Source organism: Pollutimonas thiosulfatoxidans, assembly GCF_004022565.1.
Lineage (GTDB): Bacteria > Pseudomonadota > Gammaproteobacteria > Burkholderiales > Burkholderiaceae_B > Pusillimonas_D > Pusillimonas_D thiosulfatoxidans.
In genome coordinates this window covers 389,276-409,810 of sequence record NZ_CP022987.1, presented here as the reverse complement: position 1 = coordinate 409,810, position 20,535 = coordinate 389,276, and the positions used below count along the sequence as shown (strand labels likewise).

The 20,535-nt window shown below is 59.7% G+C and carries 17 protein-coding genes; 10 read left to right on the top strand and 7 right to left on the bottom strand.

The features are described from left to right. Positions 1-20: 20 nt before the first annotated feature. From ligD to pqqE, 8 genes are all read left to right on the top strand, one after another. Positions 21-2,537 (top strand): DNA ligase D, encoded by a 2,517-nt coding sequence (gene ligD / locus CKA81_RS01980; RefSeq protein WP_128353799.1) that lies wholly within the window; start codon positions 21-23, stop codon positions 2,535-2,537. Positions 2,538-2,643: 106 nt separating this feature from the next. Beyond that, positions 2,644-3,660 carry an SDR family oxidoreductase gene (locus tag CKA81_RS01975; RefSeq protein WP_128353798.1) on the top strand — a complete coding sequence of 339 codons (1,017 nt, stop codon included), beginning with the start codon at positions 2,644-2,646 and terminating at the stop codon, positions 3,658-3,660. Positions 3,661-3,688: 28 nt separating this feature from the next. Further along, positions 3,689-5,455 carry a thiamine pyrophosphate-requiring protein gene (locus CKA81_RS01970; protein WP_128353797.1) on the top strand — a complete coding sequence of 589 codons (1,767 nt, stop codon included), beginning with the start codon at positions 3,689-3,691 and terminating at the stop codon, positions 5,453-5,455. Between the two features lie 81 nt (positions 5,456-5,536). Beyond that, the gene (pqqA, locus tag CKA81_RS01965) at positions 5,537-5,611 is read left to right on the top strand and encodes a pyrroloquinoline quinone precursor peptide PqqA (protein ID WP_128356463.1); all 75 of its coding nucleotides are present in this window, start codon (positions 5,537-5,539) and stop codon (positions 5,609-5,611) included. A 71-nt stretch (positions 5,612-5,682) separates the two neighbouring features. After that, the gene (gene pqqB, locus CKA81_RS01960) at positions 5,683-6,603 is read left to right on the top strand and encodes a pyrroloquinoline quinone biosynthesis protein PqqB (RefSeq protein ID WP_128353796.1); all 921 of its coding nucleotides are present in this window, start codon (positions 5,683-5,685) and stop codon (positions 6,601-6,603) included. Further along, positions 6,600-7,313, top strand: a complete 714-nt coding sequence (pqqC, locus tag CKA81_RS01955; RefSeq protein ID WP_128353795.1) for a pyrroloquinoline-quinone synthase PqqC — start codon at positions 6,600-6,602, stop codon at positions 7,311-7,313. Before pqqB ends, pqqC begins: the two co-directional genes overlap by 4 nt. After that, positions 7,310-7,591, top strand: coding sequence for a pyrroloquinoline quinone biosynthesis peptide chaperone PqqD (gene pqqD / locus CKA81_RS01950; RefSeq protein ID WP_128353794.1), 282 nt, complete (start codon positions 7,310-7,312; stop codon positions 7,589-7,591). The genes pqqC and pqqD overlap by 4 nt, the downstream gene beginning before the upstream one ends. Before the next feature lie 9 nt (positions 7,592-7,600). Beyond that, positions 7,601-8,749 (top strand): pyrroloquinoline quinone biosynthesis protein PqqE, encoded by a 1,149-nt coding sequence (pqqE, locus tag CKA81_RS01945; protein ID WP_128353793.1) that lies wholly within the window; start codon positions 7,601-7,603, stop codon positions 8,747-8,749. An 11-nt stretch (positions 8,750-8,760) separates the two neighbouring features. Here the strand turns inward: pqqE and CKA81_RS01940 are convergent, their stop codons facing one another. The 7 genes from CKA81_RS01940 to CKA81_RS01910 all read right to left on the bottom strand — a co-directional run bounded on the left by CKA81_RS01940 (position 8,761) and on the right by CKA81_RS01910 (position 16,499). Next, positions 8,761-9,969: a CaiB/BaiF CoA transferase family protein gene (locus tag CKA81_RS01940; protein WP_128353792.1), complete on the bottom strand. Its 1,209-nt coding sequence runs from the start codon at positions 9,967-9,969 to the stop codon at positions 8,761-8,763. A gap of 13 nt (positions 9,970-9,982) precedes the next feature. After that, positions 9,983-10,762, bottom strand: coding sequence for an enoyl-CoA hydratase/isomerase family protein (locus CKA81_RS01935; protein WP_128353791.1), 780 nt, complete (start codon positions 10,760-10,762; stop codon positions 9,983-9,985). A gap of 21 nt (positions 10,763-10,783) precedes the next feature. Further along, a complete protein-coding gene (locus CKA81_RS01930; protein ID WP_128353790.1) occupies positions 10,784-12,067 on the bottom strand; it encodes a TRAP transporter large permease in 1,284 nt (427 codons plus the stop codon). Positions 12,068-12,079: 12 nt separating this feature from the next. Beyond that, the gene (locus tag CKA81_RS01925; RefSeq protein ID WP_128353789.1) at positions 12,080-12,622 is read right to left on the bottom strand and encodes a TRAP transporter small permease; all 543 of its coding nucleotides are present in this window, start codon (positions 12,620-12,622) and stop codon (positions 12,080-12,082) included. A 13-nt stretch (positions 12,623-12,635) separates the two neighbouring features. Beyond that, positions 12,636-13,664, bottom strand: a complete 1,029-nt coding sequence (locus CKA81_RS01920; RefSeq protein ID WP_228255763.1) for a TRAP transporter substrate-binding protein — start codon at positions 13,662-13,664, stop codon at positions 12,636-12,638. Between the two features lie 76 nt (positions 13,665-13,740). Beyond that, positions 13,741-15,252, bottom strand: coding sequence for an amidase family protein (locus CKA81_RS01915; RefSeq protein ID WP_128353788.1), 1,512 nt, complete (start codon positions 15,250-15,252; stop codon positions 13,741-13,743). Positions 15,253-15,287: 35 nt separating this feature from the next. After that, positions 15,288-16,499, bottom strand: a complete 1,212-nt coding sequence (locus CKA81_RS01910; protein ID WP_128353787.1) for a pyridoxal-phosphate-dependent aminotransferase family protein — start codon at positions 16,497-16,499, stop codon at positions 15,288-15,290. Positions 16,500-16,699: 200 nt separating this feature from the next. Between CKA81_RS01910 and CKA81_RS01905 the strand changes: the two genes are divergently transcribed. Together CKA81_RS01905 and CKA81_RS01900 are read left to right on the top strand one after the other, a co-directional pair. Further along, entirely contained in the window at positions 16,700-17,428 is a 729-nt protein-coding gene (locus tag CKA81_RS01905; RefSeq protein WP_128353786.1) for a GntR family transcriptional regulator, read from the top strand. Positions 17,429-17,444: 16 nt separating this feature from the next. Then, the gene (locus CKA81_RS01900) at positions 17,445-20,453 is read left to right on the top strand and encodes an FAD-binding and (Fe-S)-binding domain-containing protein (RefSeq protein WP_128353785.1); all 3,009 of its coding nucleotides are present in this window, start codon (positions 17,445-17,447) and stop codon (positions 20,451-20,453) included. Positions 20,454-20,535 lie beyond the last annotated feature (82 nt).

Below are 20,535 nucleotides of genomic sequence, written 5' to 3'. Positions count from 1 at the left end.
CTACCAGCGCAAGGCCCTCCATGACCAAAGCCGATCCGCTGAAGCGCTATAAGTCCAAACGGAACTTCAGCGTTACTTCCGAACCCGCCGAGGGCGGTCAGGCGAACGAGTCCGCCCCCGCTTTTGTCGTACAGAAACACTGGGCCAGCCGCCTGCACTACGACTTCCGGCTGGAGCTGGATGGCACCATGAAGAGCTGGGCGGTGCCCAAGGGGCCTAGCTACGACCCCGCCGACAAACGCATGGCGGTACATGTAGAGGACCACCCCCTCTCGTACAACAGCTTCGAAGGCGAGATACCGCCCAAACAATATGGTGCCGGAAAAGTCATTATCTGGGACAAGGGCAGCTGGTTGCCGCTGGGCGAAGCACGCAAGGACTATGAAGCAGGCAAACTTAAGTTTGAACTGCGCGGCCACAAACTAAGGGGCCGGTGGACGCTGGTACGCATGAAGGGTAAGTCGGAAAAGCAGGATCCCTGGCTGCTGATCAAAGAAAAGGATGAATTTGTCAGGCCGTCAGTCGAATTCAGCGTCGTGGACGAAATGCCTGACAGCGTGGCGGGCCTGGCGGAGCCAGAGCCGGCAGGCGATAAGCCAGTGGCCAGGCCATCTATCGAGAGCGCGGGCATCAAGGCCGCATTGCCGGCGACGCTTAAACCTCAGTTGGCCACCCTGGTCGACGAGCCACCGGCCCATCCCGAAGATTGGCTTTATGAGATTAAGTTCGACGGCTATCGGCTGCTGGCGCGCATAGACGCCAAGTCCATACAGTTGTTCACCCGCAACGGCAATGACTGGACCTCGCGCCTGCCGCATCTGGCCAAAGAACTGAAGCGGCGAAAGCTGCCCGCCGGCTGGTATGACGGAGAGATCGTCATGTTGAACGACAACGGCATGCCCAGCTTTCAAGCGCTGCAAGGCGCCTTCGACACCGCCAGAACCAGTCGCATCGTTTACTACTTGTTCGACATGCCTTACTGCAAGGGCCGCGACCTACGTAGCCTTCCCTTGATCGACAGACGCGACATGCTGGAGTCATTGCTCGAAGACGCCAGCGACGGCACGGTGAGATTCAGCGCTACTTTCGATGTCGCGGCCCGCGACATTGTGGCTTCGGCCTGCAAGCTGGGCCTGGAAGGCGTCATTGGCAAACGCAAGACATCGCACTATCGATCCAGCCGGTCCAGCGATTGGATCAAGCTTAAGTGCAGCCTGCGGCAAGAGTTCGTGATCGGCGGATACACCGACCCGCAAGGATCGCGCGAGGGCATAGGGTCGCTGCTGCTGGGCGTGCATGACGACAAGGGCAAGCTGCGCTACGCCGGCAATGTCGGCACCGGCTTCAATGCGCGCTCGCTGAAAGATATTCGAACGAAACTGGACGCGCTGCATTCCGACACGCGTCCATTCGAAACCTCCACCGGCATGGACGGGCGGGCGCACTGGGTGAAGCCCGAGTTGCTGGCCGAGGTCTCGTTTGGCCAGTGGACCAATACCGGCCGCATACGGCACTCTGTTTTTCATGGCCTGCGCAGCGACAAGCCGGCCACCGCCATCATCCGGGAGACCAGTATGCCGACCGCTACCAACGGTAAAGCCCGCCGCGCTAAAGCCACGCAAAGCCCCCCACTGCCCGAACCCTCGCCGCTGGGCGGCGTGAAGGTCACCAATCCCGAACGCATCATCGACAAATCAACGGGGCTGCGCAAAATAGACCTGCTGCGTTATTACGCGCTGGTGGGCGATCTGATGCTGCCCCATTTGAAGGGTCGCCCGGTATCGCTCGTGCGCGCCCCCGAAGGGGTGGATGGGCAGATGTTCTTTCAGAAGCATATGGACAAACCCACGATCACCGGCGTGCGCTTGCTGTCGCCCGAGCTCGATCCGGACCATGAGCCGCTGATGGAAGTGGCTGCAGCACAGGGACTGGTTTCTGCGGCTCAAATGAACGTCATGGAATTCCATACCTGGAATGGCGTGAAGACACTGATAGGCAAGCCGGATCGCATGACCTTCGACCTGGATCCCGGCAAGGGCGTCGAATGGCCCGCCATGCAAGAGGCCGCCATGGTAGTGCGGGCCTTCCTCGAAGAACTGGAGTTGCCTTCATTCGCCAAAACCAGTGGCGGCAAGGGTCTGCATGTGGTCGTTCCGCTGAAGCGCCGCCACGACTGGGATACCGTCAAGGATTTCTCGCAGGCCATCGTGCAGCATCTGGCCAAAACCTTTCCCAGGCGCTTCTCGGCCAAGAGCGGTCCGCGTAACCGAGTCGGGAAAATTTTCATCGACTATCTGCGCAACGGCTTTGGCGCGACCACGGTTTGCGCCTGGTCCGCTCGGGCGCGTCCCGGCATGGGTGTGTCGGTACCCGTCACCTGGGACGAGATCCCCCAATTGAAGAGTTCTGCGCAATGGCATGTGAGGAATATTCACGAGCGCCTGGACGTCGGCAACGCGCCATGGGAGTCGTACGAAGACGAAGCCCGAACCCTGACGCGCGCCATGAGGATCCTGGGATTCAACTCGTCGTCTTGATCTGGGTCCCACACGGGCCAGACAGGGCAGGCCCGAAACTTGCCGCAGAAACTCCGTCAGAAACCGCCACACCCGCTCGCAGGCTGTACTGCCTAAGGAGGTTCACTTGAAAATCTCACTACGACCACTGGATAAACAGGTCATCGTCATTACTGGCGCCAGCAGCGGCATCGGCTTGGCCACAGCACGCGAGGCCGCCCGCCGTGGCGCGCGCCTGGTGCTTGCAAGCCGCAACCGCAAGGCCCTCGATGCGCTCGTCGACGAGCTGGAGTCCCGCGGCAGCCGGGCCGTAGCCGTTACCGCAGACGTGGGGGTGCAGGAAGATCATCAGAAAATTATGGATACCGCCAAGACCGCTTTCGGCGGCTTCGACACCTGGGTGAATAATGCCGGTGTCTCCATATTCGGCAAACTGGAGGATGTGGCCATCGAAGACCAGCGACAGCTGTTCGAGACCAACTTCTGGGGAGTCGTGTATGGGTCGCTGACGGCCGTGGCCCATATGCGAGACACTGGTGGCGCACTGATCAATGTGGGCAGCGAGGTATCCGACCGGGCCATTCCGCTGCAGGGTGCGTACTCGGCCTCGAAACACGCCGTAAAGGGTTATACCGACTCGCTGCGCATGGAACTCGAAGCGGAAGGGGTGCCGATCTCGGTTACCTTGATCAAGCCCGCTTCGGTCAACAGTCGCTTTGTCGAGCATGCCAAGAACTACATGGACGTCGAACCGCAACTGCCTCCGCCGGTATACAGCCCGCGCGCAGTGGCCGAAGCGATACTTTATGCGGCAGAGCATCCCATACGTGACGTCTTCGTAGGTAGCGCATCGAAGTTGATTTCCGCACTGGGTCAAAAGTTGCCGGCCGTCTCGGACCGCCTGTTCGGGCGAACCATGATGCAGGCTCAGCGCAGCACGCGCGCCGCCCAATCCAGCCGCGATGCACTGTGGGACGCCGGCGACGGAGACGTCGAACACGGCAACAGCCCCTATCGGGTGCACCGCCGCAGCCTGTACACAGACATGAACACGCGCTGGCGTGCACTAACATGGACCGCTGCGGGGATTGCGACCGCCGTTGCCGTAGTGCACTGCCTGCCCAAGACCAAAGGACGGGACTAGCCCCTGGGCTAGTCCAAGCACAAGCAATATGCAGACTGTTTCCGACTTCATCCTGCAACGTCTTTCTGCCTGGGGCATCACACGTGTTTTCGGTTATCCCGGCGACGGGATCAACGGCTTGATTGGTGCCTTCGGCCGCACGCAGGAAGATCTGGAATTCGTCCAGGCACGTCATGAAGAGACTGCCGCCTTCATGGCCTGCGCGCACGCCAAATTCACCGGCCAGGTTGGCGTATGCCTGGCTACGTCCGGCCCCGGCGCCATCCATCTGCTTAACGGCCTGTACGACGCCAAGATGGATCATCAGCCCGTGGTGGCCATAGTCGGCCAACAGGCCCGGTCGGCCTTGGGCGGCGACTACCAGCAAGAGGTGGACTTACTCAATCTTTTCAAGGATGTGGCGAAAGACTTTGTCCATATGGCGTCCAGTCCCGTGCAGGTCAGGCACTTGGTGGACCGTGCGATGCGGATAGCGATGGAAAGACGCAGCGTTACCTGCATCATCTTGCCGAACGATGTGCAGGATCTACCTGCTGTGCCTACCCCTGCGCGTGCGCACGGCACAGTACACACCGGCATAGGCTATACCGCCCATGCGCATGTGCCCCAAGCCGCCGGTCTGCAGAACGCCGCCGAAGTCCTGAACAGCGGCGACCGGGTGGCCATACTGGTAGGGGCTGGCGCCTTGCATGCCACCGAGGAAATAATGCAGGTAGCGGAGTTGCTCGGTGCCGGGGTGGCCAAGGCCTTGCTGGGCAAGGCCGCGATTTCAGACCATTTACCTTATGTAACGGGCTCGATCGGCTTGCTGGGCACACAGCCCAGTTGGGACTTGATGCAGCACTGCGACCGCCTGCTATTGGTGGGGACGTCTTTCCCTTATTCGGAGTTTCTGCCCGAAGAGGGCCAGGCGCGAGCCGTGCAGATCGACCTGGACGGGCGCAATCTCAGCCTGCGTTATCCGGTGGAATCGGGACTGGTCGGGGACAGCAAGGCAACGCTGCAGGCGCTCATCCCTCTGCTGAAACGCCAGGAAAACCGGGTATGGCGCCAGCGCGTGGAGCGCAACGTGGCCAAGTGGTGGACAACAATGCAGGCACGCGCCATGGTGGATGGCAAGCCCCTGAACCCCCAACGGGTGTTCTGGGAGCTGTCATCGCGACTGCCCGAGCGCAGCATCATCGCCTGCGACTCTGGCTCGGCCGCCAACTGGTATGCGCGCGATGTAAAGCTGCGAGACGGCATGATGGGGTCCGTGTCTGGCGGCCTGGCTTCCATGGGTTGCGGGGTGCCCTATGCCGTGGCTGCCAAGCTGGCCTATCCCGACCGACCTGTGATCGCCCTGGTGGGCGACGGCGCCATGCAAATGAACGGCATTAACGAACTGATCACCATTGCCGGTCGCTGGAAGAACTGGTCGACGCCTACCTTGATCGTCATGGTGCTGAACAACGGCGACCTTAACCAGGTGACGTGGGAGCAGCGGGCGATGGGCGGCGACCCGAGGTTTACGGGCTCGCAGCTCCTGCCGCCCTGCCCCTACGCAGAGTTTGCGCGCTTGCTGGGCCTGGATGGAATGCGGGTCGACGACCCGGCCAACATCGGTGATGCCTGGGACCGGGCGCTGTCTGCCGATCGACCGATCGTGCTGGAGATGGTCACTGACCCGGAAATCCCGCCGATTCCTCCTCACATCGAGGCCAAGCAGGCCCAAGCCTACGCCCAGGCTTTATTGAAAGAAAATGAGTCCGGATCCGCAGCGCTACGGGCCACCATCAAGCAGTGGTGGGCGTGATGGTGCAATTATCTTGACAGCATGCGCGCGAGTGCTACCATGAAATCAGCCCCTTTTATCAACCGTAAGGAGGACCTTACTATGCAATGGACCAAGCCAGAATTTATCGACTTACGCTTTGGCTTCGAAATTACCATGTACATCGCCAACCGATAAGTTGATCTGCTGTTCCGCAGAAGCGCGGCGTTAGTGCAAGCTACCGCCGCGCTGTTTTTTGGAGGACGGGGATGCAAGTGTTAGTTTTGGGTTCAGCGGCTGGCGGGGGCTATCCGCAATGGAATTGCAACTGCCCCAATTGCGACGGCTTGCGGGCAGGCACCATACGCGCGCAAGCGCGTACCCAGTCATCCATCGCCGTGTCGGCTAATGGCCGCGACTGGGTCCTGGTAAACGCTTCGCCGGACATCCTGTTTCAGCTCCGGGCAACGCCCGCGCTGCAACCCGCGCCGGGCAGGCGAAACACGCCGATAGCCGCCGTCATGTTGATGGACGCCCAGATTGACCACGTGACCGGCTTGCTGATGCTGCGTGAGGGCGACCCCCTGAGGCTGTATTGCACTGCTGCCGTATGGGGCGACTTGAATACCGGGCTGCCCCTGGGGAAGGTCCTTTCCCACTATTGCGGCCTGAACTGGAACGAACTGCCGATTTCCTCCGATGCGCCAGAGGCGATCGAGGTTGCGGGGATAGACGGAATACGCTTTACCCCTATACCGTTATCCAGCAAGGCGCCGCCTTATTCGCCGCACAGAAACGCAGCAGAGCCAGGCGACAACATCGGCTTGCTGATCGAGAACACGGCAACCGGCAAACGGCTGTTCTATGCCCCAGGGTTGGGCAAGCCCGAGCCGCATGTCGTGCATGCCATGAAGCAGGCCGACTGCGTCCTGGTCGATGGCTCTTTCTGGTCGGACGACGAAATGATACGGCTGGGCTTGGCGAACAAGACAGCGCTAAGCATGGGCCATCTGCCTCAGTCGGGCCCGGACGGAATGATAGCCTTGCTTGAAACCCTGGGCGAGCGCCGCAAGGTGCTTATCCACATCAACAACAGCAATCCCATACTGAATGAAGACTCGGACGAAGCTACCGAGCTTGCCCGGCATGGCATCGAGACCGCCTACGACGGCATGGAGATCGTACTTTGAACGACGCACACACTTCGCTGCCTACAGAGCAGCCATGGACACGCGAGGAGTTTGAAGCGCAGTTGCGCGCCAAGGGTAGCGGCTACCATATCCACCACCCTTTCCACGTGAAGATGAACCAGGGACAGTTGCGCCCTGACCAGATCCGTACCTGGGTGGCCAACCGTTTCTACTACCAAATTCGCATCCCGCAAAAGGATGCGGCCGTCATGGCCAACTGCCCTGATCGGGAAATACGCCGTCGTTGGATACACCGCATGCTGGATCACGACGGCTACGGCGAAAATGAAGGCGGCATCGAAGCATGGGCAGAGCTGGGGGTGGCAGTCGGGATTCCGCGCGAGGACCTGTGGTCTTTGAAGCAACTTGCCCCGGGCGTGCGCTTTGCGGTGGATGCCTACGTGAACTTTGCCAGGCAGGCGCCATGGCAAGAGGCGGTATGCTCGTCCTTGACCGAAATGTTCGCTCCGCGCATCCATAAGGATCGCCTGGCGAACTGGCCACAGCACTATCCCTGGATAGAGGCTGAAGGCTTCAATTACTTCCGTAGCCGGATCTCGCTTGCCGAGCGCGATGTGGAGCACGGACTGCAGGTGACGCTGGATCACTTCACGACCAAGGCCGCCCAGTTACGTGCCTTGGAGATATTGCAGTTCAAACTGGACGTGTTGTGGTCCATGCTGGACGCTATCGAAAAGGCCAACCCATGAATGCACAAGCCTCTGCTGACAGCCTGCCGGCGCGGCCCCGCCTGTCGAAGCTATACCGCCTGCAATGGGAAGAAGTGCAAGACAGCTATGTACTGCTGTACCCCGAGGGCATGGTCAAGCTGAACACCAGTGCCGCCGAAATTCTTAAGCGCTGTGATGGCGAACGCGACATCGACGCCATCGTGACCGATCTGGAAACTGCGTTCTCGGCAACCGAACTGCGGGCAGATGTCGAAGACTTCCTGCGGGCGGCGCTGGAGCGCGGCTGGATCTCTTAGAGCTGCATCATGGCTGCCATCACTCCCCCCCTATGGCTCTTGGCAGAGCTTACCTACCAATGCCCCTTGCATTGCGTGTTTTGCTACAACCCCGTGGACTACGCGGCAAACCGGCAAGAGCTGTCTACGGAGCAATGGATGGACGTCATGCAACAGGCGCGCAAGCTGGGCGCCGCGCAACTGGGGTTTTCAGGTGGCGAACCGCTACAACGCAAGGATCTTGAAGCGCTGATTGCCGAAGGGCACCGGCTGGGCTATTACACCAACCTGATCACCTCGGGCGTCGGTCTGACGGAAGAGCGACTTGTCCACATGAAAGAAGCTGGGCTGGATCATATACAGCTATCGTTTCAGGACTCCACCCGAGAGATGAACGATTTCCTGTCCAGCACCAAGACCTTTGACCTGAAGATGCGCGTCGCCAAAATGATCAAGCGCCTTGATTACCCCATGGTGCTGAATGTAGTGCTGCATCGGCACAACCTGGATCACGTCGGCCGCATCATAGAAATGGCCGCCGAGATGCAAGTGGAGTTCCTGGAACTCGCCAACACCCAGTATTATGGCTGGGGGCTGCTTAATCGTGCGCAATTGCTGCCCACGCGCGAGCAGCTGCAACGCGCAGAGGAAACCGTCAATGCTTATCGCCAGCAGTTTGGCCACGCCATGCGCATTCTTTTTGTGGTGCCCGACTACTTTGAAGACAGACCCAAGGCCTGCATGAATGGTTGGGGCTCGGTGTTCCTGGGCATCGCCCCGGATGGCACCGCCCTACCCTGCCACGCCGCGCGCACGCTGCCGGGGATTGAATTTCCCAATGTCACCGAGCAATCATTGCATGACATCTGGCATCACAGCGATGCCTTCAGCCGTTATCGTGGTGATGACTGGATGGCCGAGCCCTGCCGTAGCTGCCCGGAAAAGCATAAGGATTTTGGAGGTTGCCGGTGCCAGGCTTACGCGCTGACTGGTGACGCGACCAATGCGGACCCGGTGTGCGGCAAGTCGCCCCACCACGACGTGGTGCAAAAAATTGTGCAGCAAGCCCAGAGACCCCGGGTACGGGCAGACATTAAACAAGAGCTGGTGTACCGAAGTGACGCGAACTCCCGCGCCCTGCGTGCCAGCGTCGATATAAGCTCCACAGCAAGCGACTAGGCCTTAACCGTTTACGCTACCGCGCCCTCAGCAACAAAGACATCGATGTCAGCATCGGCATAGCCTACCTCGCGCAGCAGCTCACGGGTATGTTGCCCCAAGACGGGTGCAGGTCGAAGCACCTGAGTCGGTGTCCTGGAGAAATGAATCGGACTTCCCAGAGCCTTGGTCGGCCCCGCCTGCGGGTGATCGAGGTCGACCACCATGTCGCGCGCCAGCGTCTGGGGGTGTGAGAGTGCCTGACCGATAGTGTGTATCGGCCCCGCCGGTACACCCGCTGCGTCAAATGCCTCAATCCAGTACGCAGTATCTTGTTCTCGTAGAACCGCGTCCATCAGCGCAACAAGCGCCTCCAGATTGGCCATCCGTTCAGTATTGGTGAGAAAGCGGGCGTCCTCCAGCCATTCGGGATGGCCCAGGACGTCGGCGATGCGTTCCCAGTTTGCCTGATTTGCACCCCCAATGTTGATCCAGCTGTCACGCGTGCGGAATGCCTGATAGGGGGCCGTCAGCAAATGGGCCGAGCCCGTAGGCCCCCCGGACTTGCCGGTGGCAAAGTAAGAGGCCGCATGCCAGTAGGTCTGTTGAATCGCAGCCTCCATCAACGAGGTGTCAACCATCTGACCCTCCCCTGTCTTGAGCTTATGGATATAGGCAGCCAGAATGCCCGCCGCCGCGAGGATTCCGGCATTAATGTCGGCGATCGAGTTACCCGTCTTCACCGGAGGACGTCCCGGTTCTCCGGTAATCGACATGAGGCCAGAGAAACCCTGGGCGATGAGGTCAAAACCTGCTTTGTCGCCATAGGGACCGTCGCGCCCATAGCCCGATACCGCGCAATAGATGAGGCCGGGGTTCACCTTGGACAAAACATCGTAGCCCAGCCCTAGCTTTTCAAGCGTCCCGCGCCGATAGTTCTCGGTCAGCACGTCGGCATCACGCACCATGCGTAACAGGATGTCCCGACCTTGAGGCAGCTTGAGGTTCAGCGCCATACCCCGCTTGTTGCGGTTCAAAATCATGAAGGGCGCAGACACCCCGTTGACCCGCGGCTCGCTATAAGAACGTGAGTCGTCGCCGCCAGGGAGCTTCTCGACCTTGACAACGTCGGCACCCATATCGGCCAGCATCATTCCGCAAGTAGGTCCGGCCATGATCTGGGCCAGCTCCAGTACCCGCACCCCAGCCAGCGGCCCGCTGTGTCCCCGTGTATCAGTCATGACGCCCCCTGGTCTACTTGCCGCGAAACGCGGGCGCTTGTTTGGCGAGGAACGCGGCATAACCGATGCGAAAGTCCTCGGTATCGAAACAATCAAAGCACTCGTCGTACTCGGCGTCGGAGATCGGCGCGATGTCACCTAGACGACGGGCAAACTTCTTGTGCCAGCGCGCCACCAATGGCGCCCCCTCTGCTATGCGCCGGGCCGATTCCTGCACCTGCTCGGCAACCTGCTTGTCAGGGACGACGCGTGTCACCAGGCCTTTTTCCTTAGCCTCCGTTGCGCCGAAAATCCTGCCCTCAAGCAGTATCTCCAGTGCAACAGCTGGCCCCGTCAACCGCACAATGGACTCAAGCTCTTGGTAAGCCATCACCAGCCCAAGGTTCTTGATCGGCGCGCCGAACCGGCTGGACTCTCCACAAATACGAATATCGCAAAGGGCGGCGATCTCCAGGCCGCCACCCACGCAGATCCCGTGGATCTGTGCCACCAAGGGATGCCTGCATTGCGTCAGGGCTTGAACAGTACTGTGCATCAGGCGTCCATATTCAATGGCTTGCGTCTTGTTGGACCGCACTGTTTCGAACTCGGAAATGTCATTGCCGGGCGAGAATGATTTTTCACCCGCGCCTCGCAAGATAATGCATCGCACCGCGTCATCAGTAGATAACTGCTCTATCGCCTCTCCCAACTGTTGCCACATGGGGCGTGTCATGGCATTGAGCTTGTCGGGACGGTTCAGCGCGACAGTGGCGATCGGGCCGTCGTGTTGCACCAGTATTAAGTCGGACATGTGGACTCCTTTACCGTCGCATCAGCGATAGAACATCTCTACCAAGACCAAGCCGGTCATCGGGACATACGTCACCAGCAGCAGCACGGCGAGTAGTATGCCGATGAACCAGACGTTCACCCGAGTGACTTCCCATACCGAGGCCTTGGCGATCGAACACGCCACCATCAATACGCTGGCAACTGGCGGAGTCTGCTGGCCGATGCCGAGGTTGATCGCGACCACGAGTCCGAAATGGATGGGGTCTATGCCCACCAGGTTGACCAGCGGCATCACCACGGGAATGACTAAGATAATGGCCGCGGCCGAATGCAGGAACATGCCCAGAAACAAAAACAACACATTGAGGAGCGCCAGCACCACCCATTTGTTGGAGGTGAAATCACTGACCGCCTGCGCAAGCGCCTGCGGCGCCTGGACCTCGGACAGATACGTGCCCAGCAAGGCGCTGGTGGCGACCAGCAACATGACGATGGCGGTCTGTATGCCCCCTTCGAGTATGGCCTTCTTCAGCTCCTTGAGGTTGAGCTCACGATAGATGAACAGCCCGACAACCAGGGCCGCCACCACCGCCAGCGCCGCGCCTTCGGTAGCGGTTACCATACCGCCAAAGATGCCTCCCAGAATGATGATGGGCAGCAGAAACGCCCACAAGGCCTGGCGCGCGGTGTGCGCCACGCGCCGCATCGAGAACGCCTCGTCGCGCGGCAAATTGTAGCGACGAGCAAGGAATGATGCGACGCCCATCAGCCCTGCCGCGCCCAGTATTCCCGGCACAATACCGGCCACGAACATCTGCACCACCGAGGTTTCCGCCATCACCGCATACAGAATCATGGGAATGGAGGGCGGGATGATAATGGCCAGGGTCGAAGCCGAGGACATGACGGCCGCCGCCATCGGCGCCGGATAGCCCTTTTCCTTCATGCCCGGGATAAGGATGGACCCCAGGGCTGCCACGTCGGCCACTGCCGAGCCGGAGATCTCGGCAAAGAACAATGACGAGCCGATGGACACATGCGCCAATCCGCCCCGTATCCAGCCAAAGAGCGAGGATGCGAACGCAATGAGCCTGTGCGAGATCCCCGAGGCGTTCATGATGGCGCCAGCCAGGATGAAAAGCGGGATTGCGAGCAGCGGGAAATTGGTCGCGCCATTAAAAGTCACCAGCGCGACATTGGGCAAAATATCCATGCCCTGGCTGGACACCATGGCAACGATTGCGACTATGCCCAGCGACACGGCGATCGGCACATTCATAAGAACCAACAACAGCACGGCACCGAACAGGGCTAGCATGATCATGGGGTTCTCCAGTCAGACCAGGCCATCGGACAGGGCCGACGCCGTATTTGCATCATCCGGCGTCCGGATCAAATCGATAAGGTGCATCACCTCGGCGATCAAGATCAGCACCGCCGAAATTGGAATGGCCGAATGCACAAAATTGACAGGCACCCACGGCAGGCTCACCAAGAAGTCCCCCGCGAGGATGGGCATGATTACCAGGCCCATCCACCCCAGCAGAGCAAAAAAGGCAATGACAAGCAGTTGCGCGACGATATTAAAGCTGCGTCGGCCGCGTGGCCCCAAAGAGTCCACCACCTCGGGACAGCCAATATGGGCCCGACGCACCGAAGCGAGGGCGGAACCATAGAACGTCAGCCACGCCAACAACAGGGATGCCGTCTCGTCATACCAGACCAGTGAATTGCCGGTCCATCGAAAAACGACTCCGACCGTCACTTCGATAGCCAGTATGACCATCAACGCGCCCACTACCCACTCCAGCGCCTTGCCGTATCCATGGCGAAAGCGATGCATGGGATTGCGGTGTCGTACAGGTGTGGCTGCGTGCATAAGGGTCACCTCTCTATTGCTTGCCAAGTTCGATCGCGCGCGAGATAAGCTCTTGCGCGCCATCGACCTCTTCACCGAACTCTTCATAGATAGCCTTGCTGGCCGCGATAAAGGCATCCTTGTCGACCTCATTGACCTGCATGCCTGCGTCCTTGAGCTTGCCCAACAACTCTTCATCGGCCTTGGCGGCCTGCTCGTAGACGTAGGCCTGGTTCTCGCGAGCCGTATCCTCGAGTATCTTGCGCACGTCCGCCGGTAGCTTGGCGTAACGCTTGGTGCCTACGGTGACGTACGCTGGCGTGTATACGTGGGCGGACAGTGACAGGTATTTTTGTACCTCCTGCAGCTTGGCCGAATAAATCTGAGTCAGCGGGTTCTCTTGGCCGTCCATGACGCCCGTCTGCAAGGCGCTGAACAACTCTGAAAAGCTCATGGGGCTGGGGTTGGCGCCATATTCCTGGAACATCTTGATGCGCCATTTACCCTTGGGCGTGCGCAGCTTGACGCCGTGCAAGTCTGCTGGCTTGACGATGGGATTTTTGTTGTTGGTGATATGGCGATAGCCGTTTTCCCAGACTGCCAGTATCGTCAAGCCTTTTTCTTCAGCCGCAGGTGCGATCTTGGGCCAGAAAATCTCCTTTTCAATGCGCTTCATATGATCGCGATCCTTGACGATGTAAGGCATCTCGAAAAGACCGAACATATCGACCTCGGAAGACATCACCGTCGAGGGCACCACCATGTCTATGGTGCCGAGCTTGAGCTTTTGCAGCATTTCCTTGTCCCCGCCCAACTGGCTGGAGCCAAACACCACGATCTTGTATTTATCACCCAATTTTGCGTTGGCGCGTTTGGCGAACTCGTCGGCGCTTATCTGGAACAAAGAACCCGGATTACCAACGTGGCCAAGTTTCAGCTCAGTCTGCGCCTGGGAAGTACCTGGTGTCCCCAAGGATGTTGCCGCGCCCAGCGCGATGAGCGAGCCCAAGATACGTCGACGCAAGGTACCGGACTGAGGGAATGTAGCGGTAGATATCATCATTGTCTCCTGTGGTCCGGTTGTGAATTACGCCGCGCACCCGGACTGCGCACGACTTTGAATAGGGCTTAGTGCATGTTCAATCTGGCCATAAGGTGTGCAAAGGCGGCTTTCGAATGCGAGTCCGCTGCTCGAAGGCGTATCCCAGCCCAAGCAGCAAAGGTTCATCGAAAGGCCGAGCCAGCAAATCCATGCCCATGGGCACCCCCAGGGGCGCGTTGTCATCGGGCTTGGAAAAACCCATAGGCATATTCAGGGCGGGAAACCCGGTCAGGGCGGCCAATATGCCATTGCGCTCTGCTTGGCCACCGGCGCCTACGGGCACAACCAGACATTTCTGCAAGGGGTAGGCCAAGACATCAAGCGCGTGCTCGGCCATGAGTTCAAGCACGCGAACCCGCAGGCGATCATGCGCAGCAAGCCGACCCAGATATTCGGAATCGTGCTCGGGATCGTCAATATCGTTGGCTTGTACCAGGAACTCATGCAAGGTCTCCTTGTGGTAGCCACCGCAGGCCAGCACATCGCCCAAAGTCCGCACATCACTCTGTGGCAACGACCGCAGATAGGCCTCGAACGACTGCTTGAACTCCCATTTCTGTACGTCGCCCGTACGCAGTAAAGCCGCCGCGTCAATGCAGGGATCGTGGAGATCAAGCACCTGCGCGCCGGCATCGCGCATGACCTGCAGGGCCCCAGTCATGGCAGTGTTGACCGCTAGATGCCGAGGCTCGTCTCCTGACAGGCTGCGCAGGACACCCACACGTTTGCCTGCGAGGGCGTCGTAGTTCAGGGACGCGCAATAGGAGGCCGGGACCCGGCCCACCGAGCGCGCCGTGACTGGATCATCGGGGTCGTAACCCGCGATTACATCCAGGACACGCGCGAGATCGCTAACCGTTCGAGTGATCGGCCCCACCGTGTCCTGCGTTTCAGACACGGGCATGATTCCAGCGCGACTGATCAGACCTCGGGTGGGTCGCAGCCCAACCAGACAATTGGCCGATGCTGGCGACCGTATGGAGTTGACCGTGTCCGTACCGATGGCCACCGTCACGAAGCTCATGGTCGTCGCTACCCCCGAGCCGCCGCTGGAACCGCCAGGCGTGCGGGTGAGGTCGTAAGGATTAAGGGTCTGGCCTCCCAGCGAACTGACCGTGGTGCCGGACAGGGCGAACTCGTGCAAGTTTGTTTTAGCCAGCACGATCGCCCCGGCGTCGCTGAGTTTTCGCGACACGGCACTGTCGCTGGCGGGCACTGTGCCCTCCAATGAAAGCGATCCGCCGGTCGTTGGCATGTCGGTCGTGTTGCAATTGTCCTTGAGGGCCACGACGACGCCATGCAGTGGGCCTGAAAGCCGGCCCTCTGCAGCCAATGCGGCATCCCGATCGGCGGCAAGCTCGCGTGCGCCCGGGTTCAAGGCCAGCACGGCACGCAGCATGGGCCCCCTTTTATCCCAGCGGGCCATGCGCTCCAGATACGCATCGACCAGCGCTACACAGCTGAACTCGCGGGCCAGCAGCCCCCTTTGCAAGTGCTCTATGGTTGCTTCGTCGACGATATCGTCTGGTGCCGATCCATGCGCAGACATGGAGACTCCTAAAGTGAATAAACAGGCAAAGGCTGTCAGCCCAAGCCGGCAGGGCGGGATCGAACCTCGGCCTTTTGCGTCAGATAATCCATCGCAGCCTGCACGCCACCTTTCCGGTGGGGCACACCAGCCAACGCCAAGCCCATCTCGATGCCGGCAAGCGTCGCGCACAGAGACAGATCGTTGATGTCGCCCAGGTGCCCAATGCGAAAGATCTTGTCCTTGAGTTTTGTGAGGCCTTGGCCCAGCGACATATTGAAATGATCCAGAACGATCTTGCGAAACGCGTCGGCACTGTGCCCTTCGGGCATGATCACGGCAGTGAGCGCCGCACTGTATTCATTCGGGTCAGCGCAAAGGATCTCTAACCCCCAGCCATGCACCGCTAGTCGGGTCGCCTCGGCGTGGCGCTGGTGCCGGGCGAATACCGTGTCCAGCCCCTCGTTAAACAGCATCTCCAGGGCTTCATGCAAGCCGTAAAGCAAGTTAGTGGCCGGCGTATACGGAAAATAGCCAGTGGCATTACTGGCGATCATGGGGCGCCAATCCCAGTACGAACGCCTCAGCGAGGCGTGCTCAGCTGCCGCCAGAGCCTTGGCGCTGATTGCATTGAAGGACAAACCAGGAGGCAGCATCAGGCCTTTCTGGGAACCCGCCACTGTCACGTCCACGCCCCACTCATCGTGGCGGTAATCGACCGAGCCCAATGATGAAATGGTGTCCACCATCAGTAAGGCCGGATGTTCCATTCGGTCGATCACCGCGCGCACGCCCTTGACGTCGCTGGTAACCCCCGTGGCCGTTTCGTTGTGCACCATGCACACCGCCTTGATTTCGTGATCCGCGTCGGATTTCAGGCGCGCCTCGACTGCCGAAGCGTCAACGCCACGCCGCCAGTCGCCGGACAGGAACTCAACGCGCAGACCCAGCTCCATCGCCATTTTCTTCCACAAGGTGGCGAAATGCCCCGTCTCGGCCATGAGGACCAAATCGCCGGCCGACAAGGTGTTGACCAGAGCCGCCTCCCAGGCACCGGTACCCGACGCCGGATAGATGACAACGTGACCGTCGGTCTTGAATACCTTTTGCATGCCAGCGAGTACGGCCTTGCCCAGCTCGCCGAATTCCGGGCCGCGATGGTCGATCGTGACATTATCTATGGCGCGCAGCACGCGATCCGGCACATTGGTCGGACCCGGGATCTGGAGAAAGTGGCGACCGGAAGGGTGCGAACTGAGTCGAAGCATTTCTAAGCCTATCGTTGGTTGGTATACAAAATACGATACTGCATAGTACGCTGCCTTTTCCACTCGAACAAGAAGAATCTCCCAGACACTCCATTAAATCAATAGATAGCAAGGTCTTCAACAGGAAATATTCTATTTATTTCTCTATATTCTAAGTATCAATCGCTATAATATCGACTTTGGTATACAAAATCCGAGCTATGGCCAGCACTTCTGCCTCCACCCTTACGGACGACACGGTCGATCGGCGTACACTTCCGGCCGCCGCCGCCGAACGACTACGCGAACTCATCATCGAAGGAGAGCTGCCGGCTGGCACCCGCCTTAACGAACGCGCACTGTGCGATCGCCTCGGTGTCTCTCGCACACCTTTGCGCGAGGCGTTCCGCCTGCTAGCCTCCGAGGGCCTGGTCGAGATTCAACCTAATCGCGGCGCAAGGGTCGCTGCCCTTTCCGAGAAGGACATACTGGAAAGTTTCACGGTATTGGGCGGACTAGAAGCGCTCTCCGGAGAGTTGGCCTGTCAACATGCCACAGATGAAGAGGTTGCCGAAATCCGGGCATTAACGTTCGAGATGCAAGCCTGCCATGCCAGACAGGATCTGCCCTCTTACTATCGGGTCAACCGCGAGATTCACAGCCGCATCAACCGGGCGGCTCACAACCAACTGCTCTCGCAGGTCTACTCCACCCTGAACCAGCGCGTCCAGAATCTGCGGTTTCGTTCCAACCTGAACTCGGAGAAATGGAAGAGAGCCATGGGCGAGCACATCGCCATGGTAGATGCGCTCGCCCGTCGCGACGGGGTCGAACTTGGGCGTTTGATGCGCGAGCATTTACAACGCAAATGCGAGGCGGTGATTGAAGGCCTGGCAAGAGAACATAACCCGAGCGGCAACTCGCCCGTGGCCTCCATTCCTCCTCACTAAAAGCTGCCAAACCTCCATGAACGCGCCCTTACCCCAAAAAGTCATCCATCCCGGCCAGCAGCGCAACGAACTCTCCGAGCGGCTGGCGCGCGAGGTCCAGGGTGACGTTCTGTTTGGCTTGGGGGATCGCGGCCGCTACGCGACGGACGCCTCAATCTATCAGGTCGATCCGATCGGGGTGTTGATCCCAAAAACCTTTGATGACATACGCGCGGCGGCATCCATCTGTGCCGACTTGCATGCACCTTTCGTGGCGCGTGGCGGAGGAACCTCCCAATGCGGCCAGACCGTGGGGCCGGCGCTTGTCCTGGACAACAGCAAATACCTGAACCGCATCATCGATTTCGATCGTGAGTCCATGACCGTAACGGTAGAGCCGGGCATCGTGCTCGATCATCTCAATGCGTGGCTCAGGCCACACGGCGTCTGGTTCCCTGTGGACGTGAGCACCTCGGCCCAATGCACCTTGGGAGGCATGGCAGGCAATAATTCCTGTGGCTCGCGTTCCATCCAATACGGAAACATGGTGCACAACGTGCTTTCCATCGACGCCCTTCTGGCCGATGGCACAGAGGGCCGGTTCGGCCCCCTGTCGACCATGCCGACCGACGGCTCGCGCATGGCCGCCATCGTGCGCCGCCTGCAGGAAGTCGCCGCGCGCGAGCACGATGAGATCGCCCGAACCGTGCCCAAGGTTCTGCGCCGGGTTGGCGGCTACAACCTCGATATCTTCAATCCTCAAAGTGAACGCCCCTATACGCCGGACAATAGTCCGAACCTGGCGCACCTGCTCGTGGGCAGCGAGGGCACGCTTGCGATTACGCGCCAACTCACACTGCAGCTCGCACCGCTGCCCACGCATAGAATGCTGGGGGTGGTGAATTTCCCGACGTTCTACCAGGCCATGGACATGGCGCAGCACATCGTCAAGCTGGGTCCGGTAGCGGTCGAGCTGGTCGATCGCACCATGATCGACCTGGCGCGCAATAATCCGGCCTTTGGTCCTACCATCGAGCAGGCACTGGTCGGTGAGCCCCAGGCCATCCTGTTGGTCGAATTCGCCGGCGCAGCACAAGACCAACAAGCCACCAGGCTACGGCAACTAGTCGAACTGATGAGTGATCTAGGCCTGCCCAACAGCGTCGTGAAGATCCCCGAACCTGCTGCCCAACAAGCATTATGGTCAGTGCGCAAGGCAGGCCTGAATATCATGATGAGCATGCGTGGGGACGGCAAGCCGGTCTCATTCATCGAGGATTGCGCGGTACCGCTGGAACATCTGGCCGAATACACCAGCCGCCTGACCGAAGTTTTTCATAAGCACGGCACCAGCGGCACCTGGTACGCCCACGCCTCGGTGGGTACCTTGCACGTGCGTCCCATCCTGGACATGCGCACGGACGGCGCGACCAAAATGCGCGCCATCGCCGAGGAGGCCAGCGCCATGGTGCGCGAGTACAAGGGCGCGTTCTCCGGCGAGCATGGCGACGGCCTGGCGCGCAGCGAATGGGTCTCGTGGCAGTTCGGTCCGCGGCTGACAGAGGCCTTCGAAGACATCAAGGATCTGTTCGATCCGCAGGGTCTCATGAATCCCGGCAAGATCGTGCGCAGCCCGAAAATGGACGACACCTCCCTCTTTCGATTCAAACCCACTTACCGGGTCCTGCCTATCGAACCCGCACTGAACTGGTCTGCCTGGAATGTCACCGGCCATGCCGCTACACAAACCACCAGCGCACCAGGCACTGGCGATGATCCCGCCCATGGCTTTGCCAAAGCCATCGAGATGTGCAACAACAACGGCCATTGCCGCAAATTCGACGCTGGCACAATGTGCCCCAGCTACCGAGTCACGCAAGACGAGCAACACCTTACGCGGGGTCGCGCAAACACGCTGCGCCTCGCAATATCTGGGCAACTAGGCCCTGAGGCCTTTACTTCCGACGAGGTACGCCAAACCCTGGATCTCTGTGTCAGTTGCAAGGGGTGCAAGCGCGAGTGTCCCACAGGCGTGGACATGGCCAAAATGAAGATCGAGTTTCTATACCAATGGCAGAAGCAACACGGCCTGCGCTTCAAGGACAAGCTCATCGCCACCATGCCCCGCTGGGCGCCATGGGCGGCGCGTCTGCCGTGGCTATTCAATCTGCGCGACACCTTGCCGGGAGCCGCCTGGCTGTCGGAACGATGGTTGGGCCTGTCCGCTCGCCGCTCGCTGCCGCGGTGGCGAGGCGATACCTTCCTCGGTACGGTGCATTCTGACCATGCAGAGGACGCTGACGTCGTCCTGTTTGCCGATACCTTCAATAACTACCTGGAATCGGAAAACGCCCGCGCCGCGCTAAGCGTGCTGGAGGCCGCAGGCTACAAGGTCCACATTGCGCGCGCCGATTCCCAAGATTCACAGAAAGAACGGCCTCTATGTTGTGGGCGCACTTATTTGTCTGCAGGTCTGGTCGATGAGGCCAAGACAGAAGCCCGACGCGTGGTACAGGCCCTGCGCCCCTTCATCGCCCGGGGGGTTCCCATTGTCGGCCTGGAACCTTCTTGCCTGTTGTCGCTGCGTGATGAGTTCCTGGTCATGGGACTGGGAGAGGACGCGCGCAGTCTCGCGCGCCAGTCTTTCTTGTTCGAGGAATTTCTTGCGCGCGAGCACGTCGCGGGTACGCTGCACTTGTCGCTCAAACCTTTGCCCCAGAAGAAAGCGCTACTGCACGGCCATTGCCACCAAAAGGCCTTCGACGCGGTCAAGCCGGTGCAGACAGTGCTGCAACTTATCCCTGAACTGAATGTGAGTCTGATTGAATCCAGCTGTTGCGGCATGGCGGGCAGCTTTGGCTACGAGGCTTCACACTACGCCGTGTCCATGCAGATGGCCGAACTGTCGTTACTGCCGGCCGTGCGCAAGGCCGAAGCCGATACCTTGCTCGTAGCGGATGGCACCAGTTGTCGCCACCAGATCGCCGACGGAACCGGTCGACAGGCCGAGCACGTCGCCCGCGTGCTGGCGCGCGCGCTGGTCTAAGAATTTAAAGGGTACCAGGGGGGGCGCATTAACCGCTAAAACCCTAAGCCCCAATCCGTTGATGAAATTGAATGATTTTGAT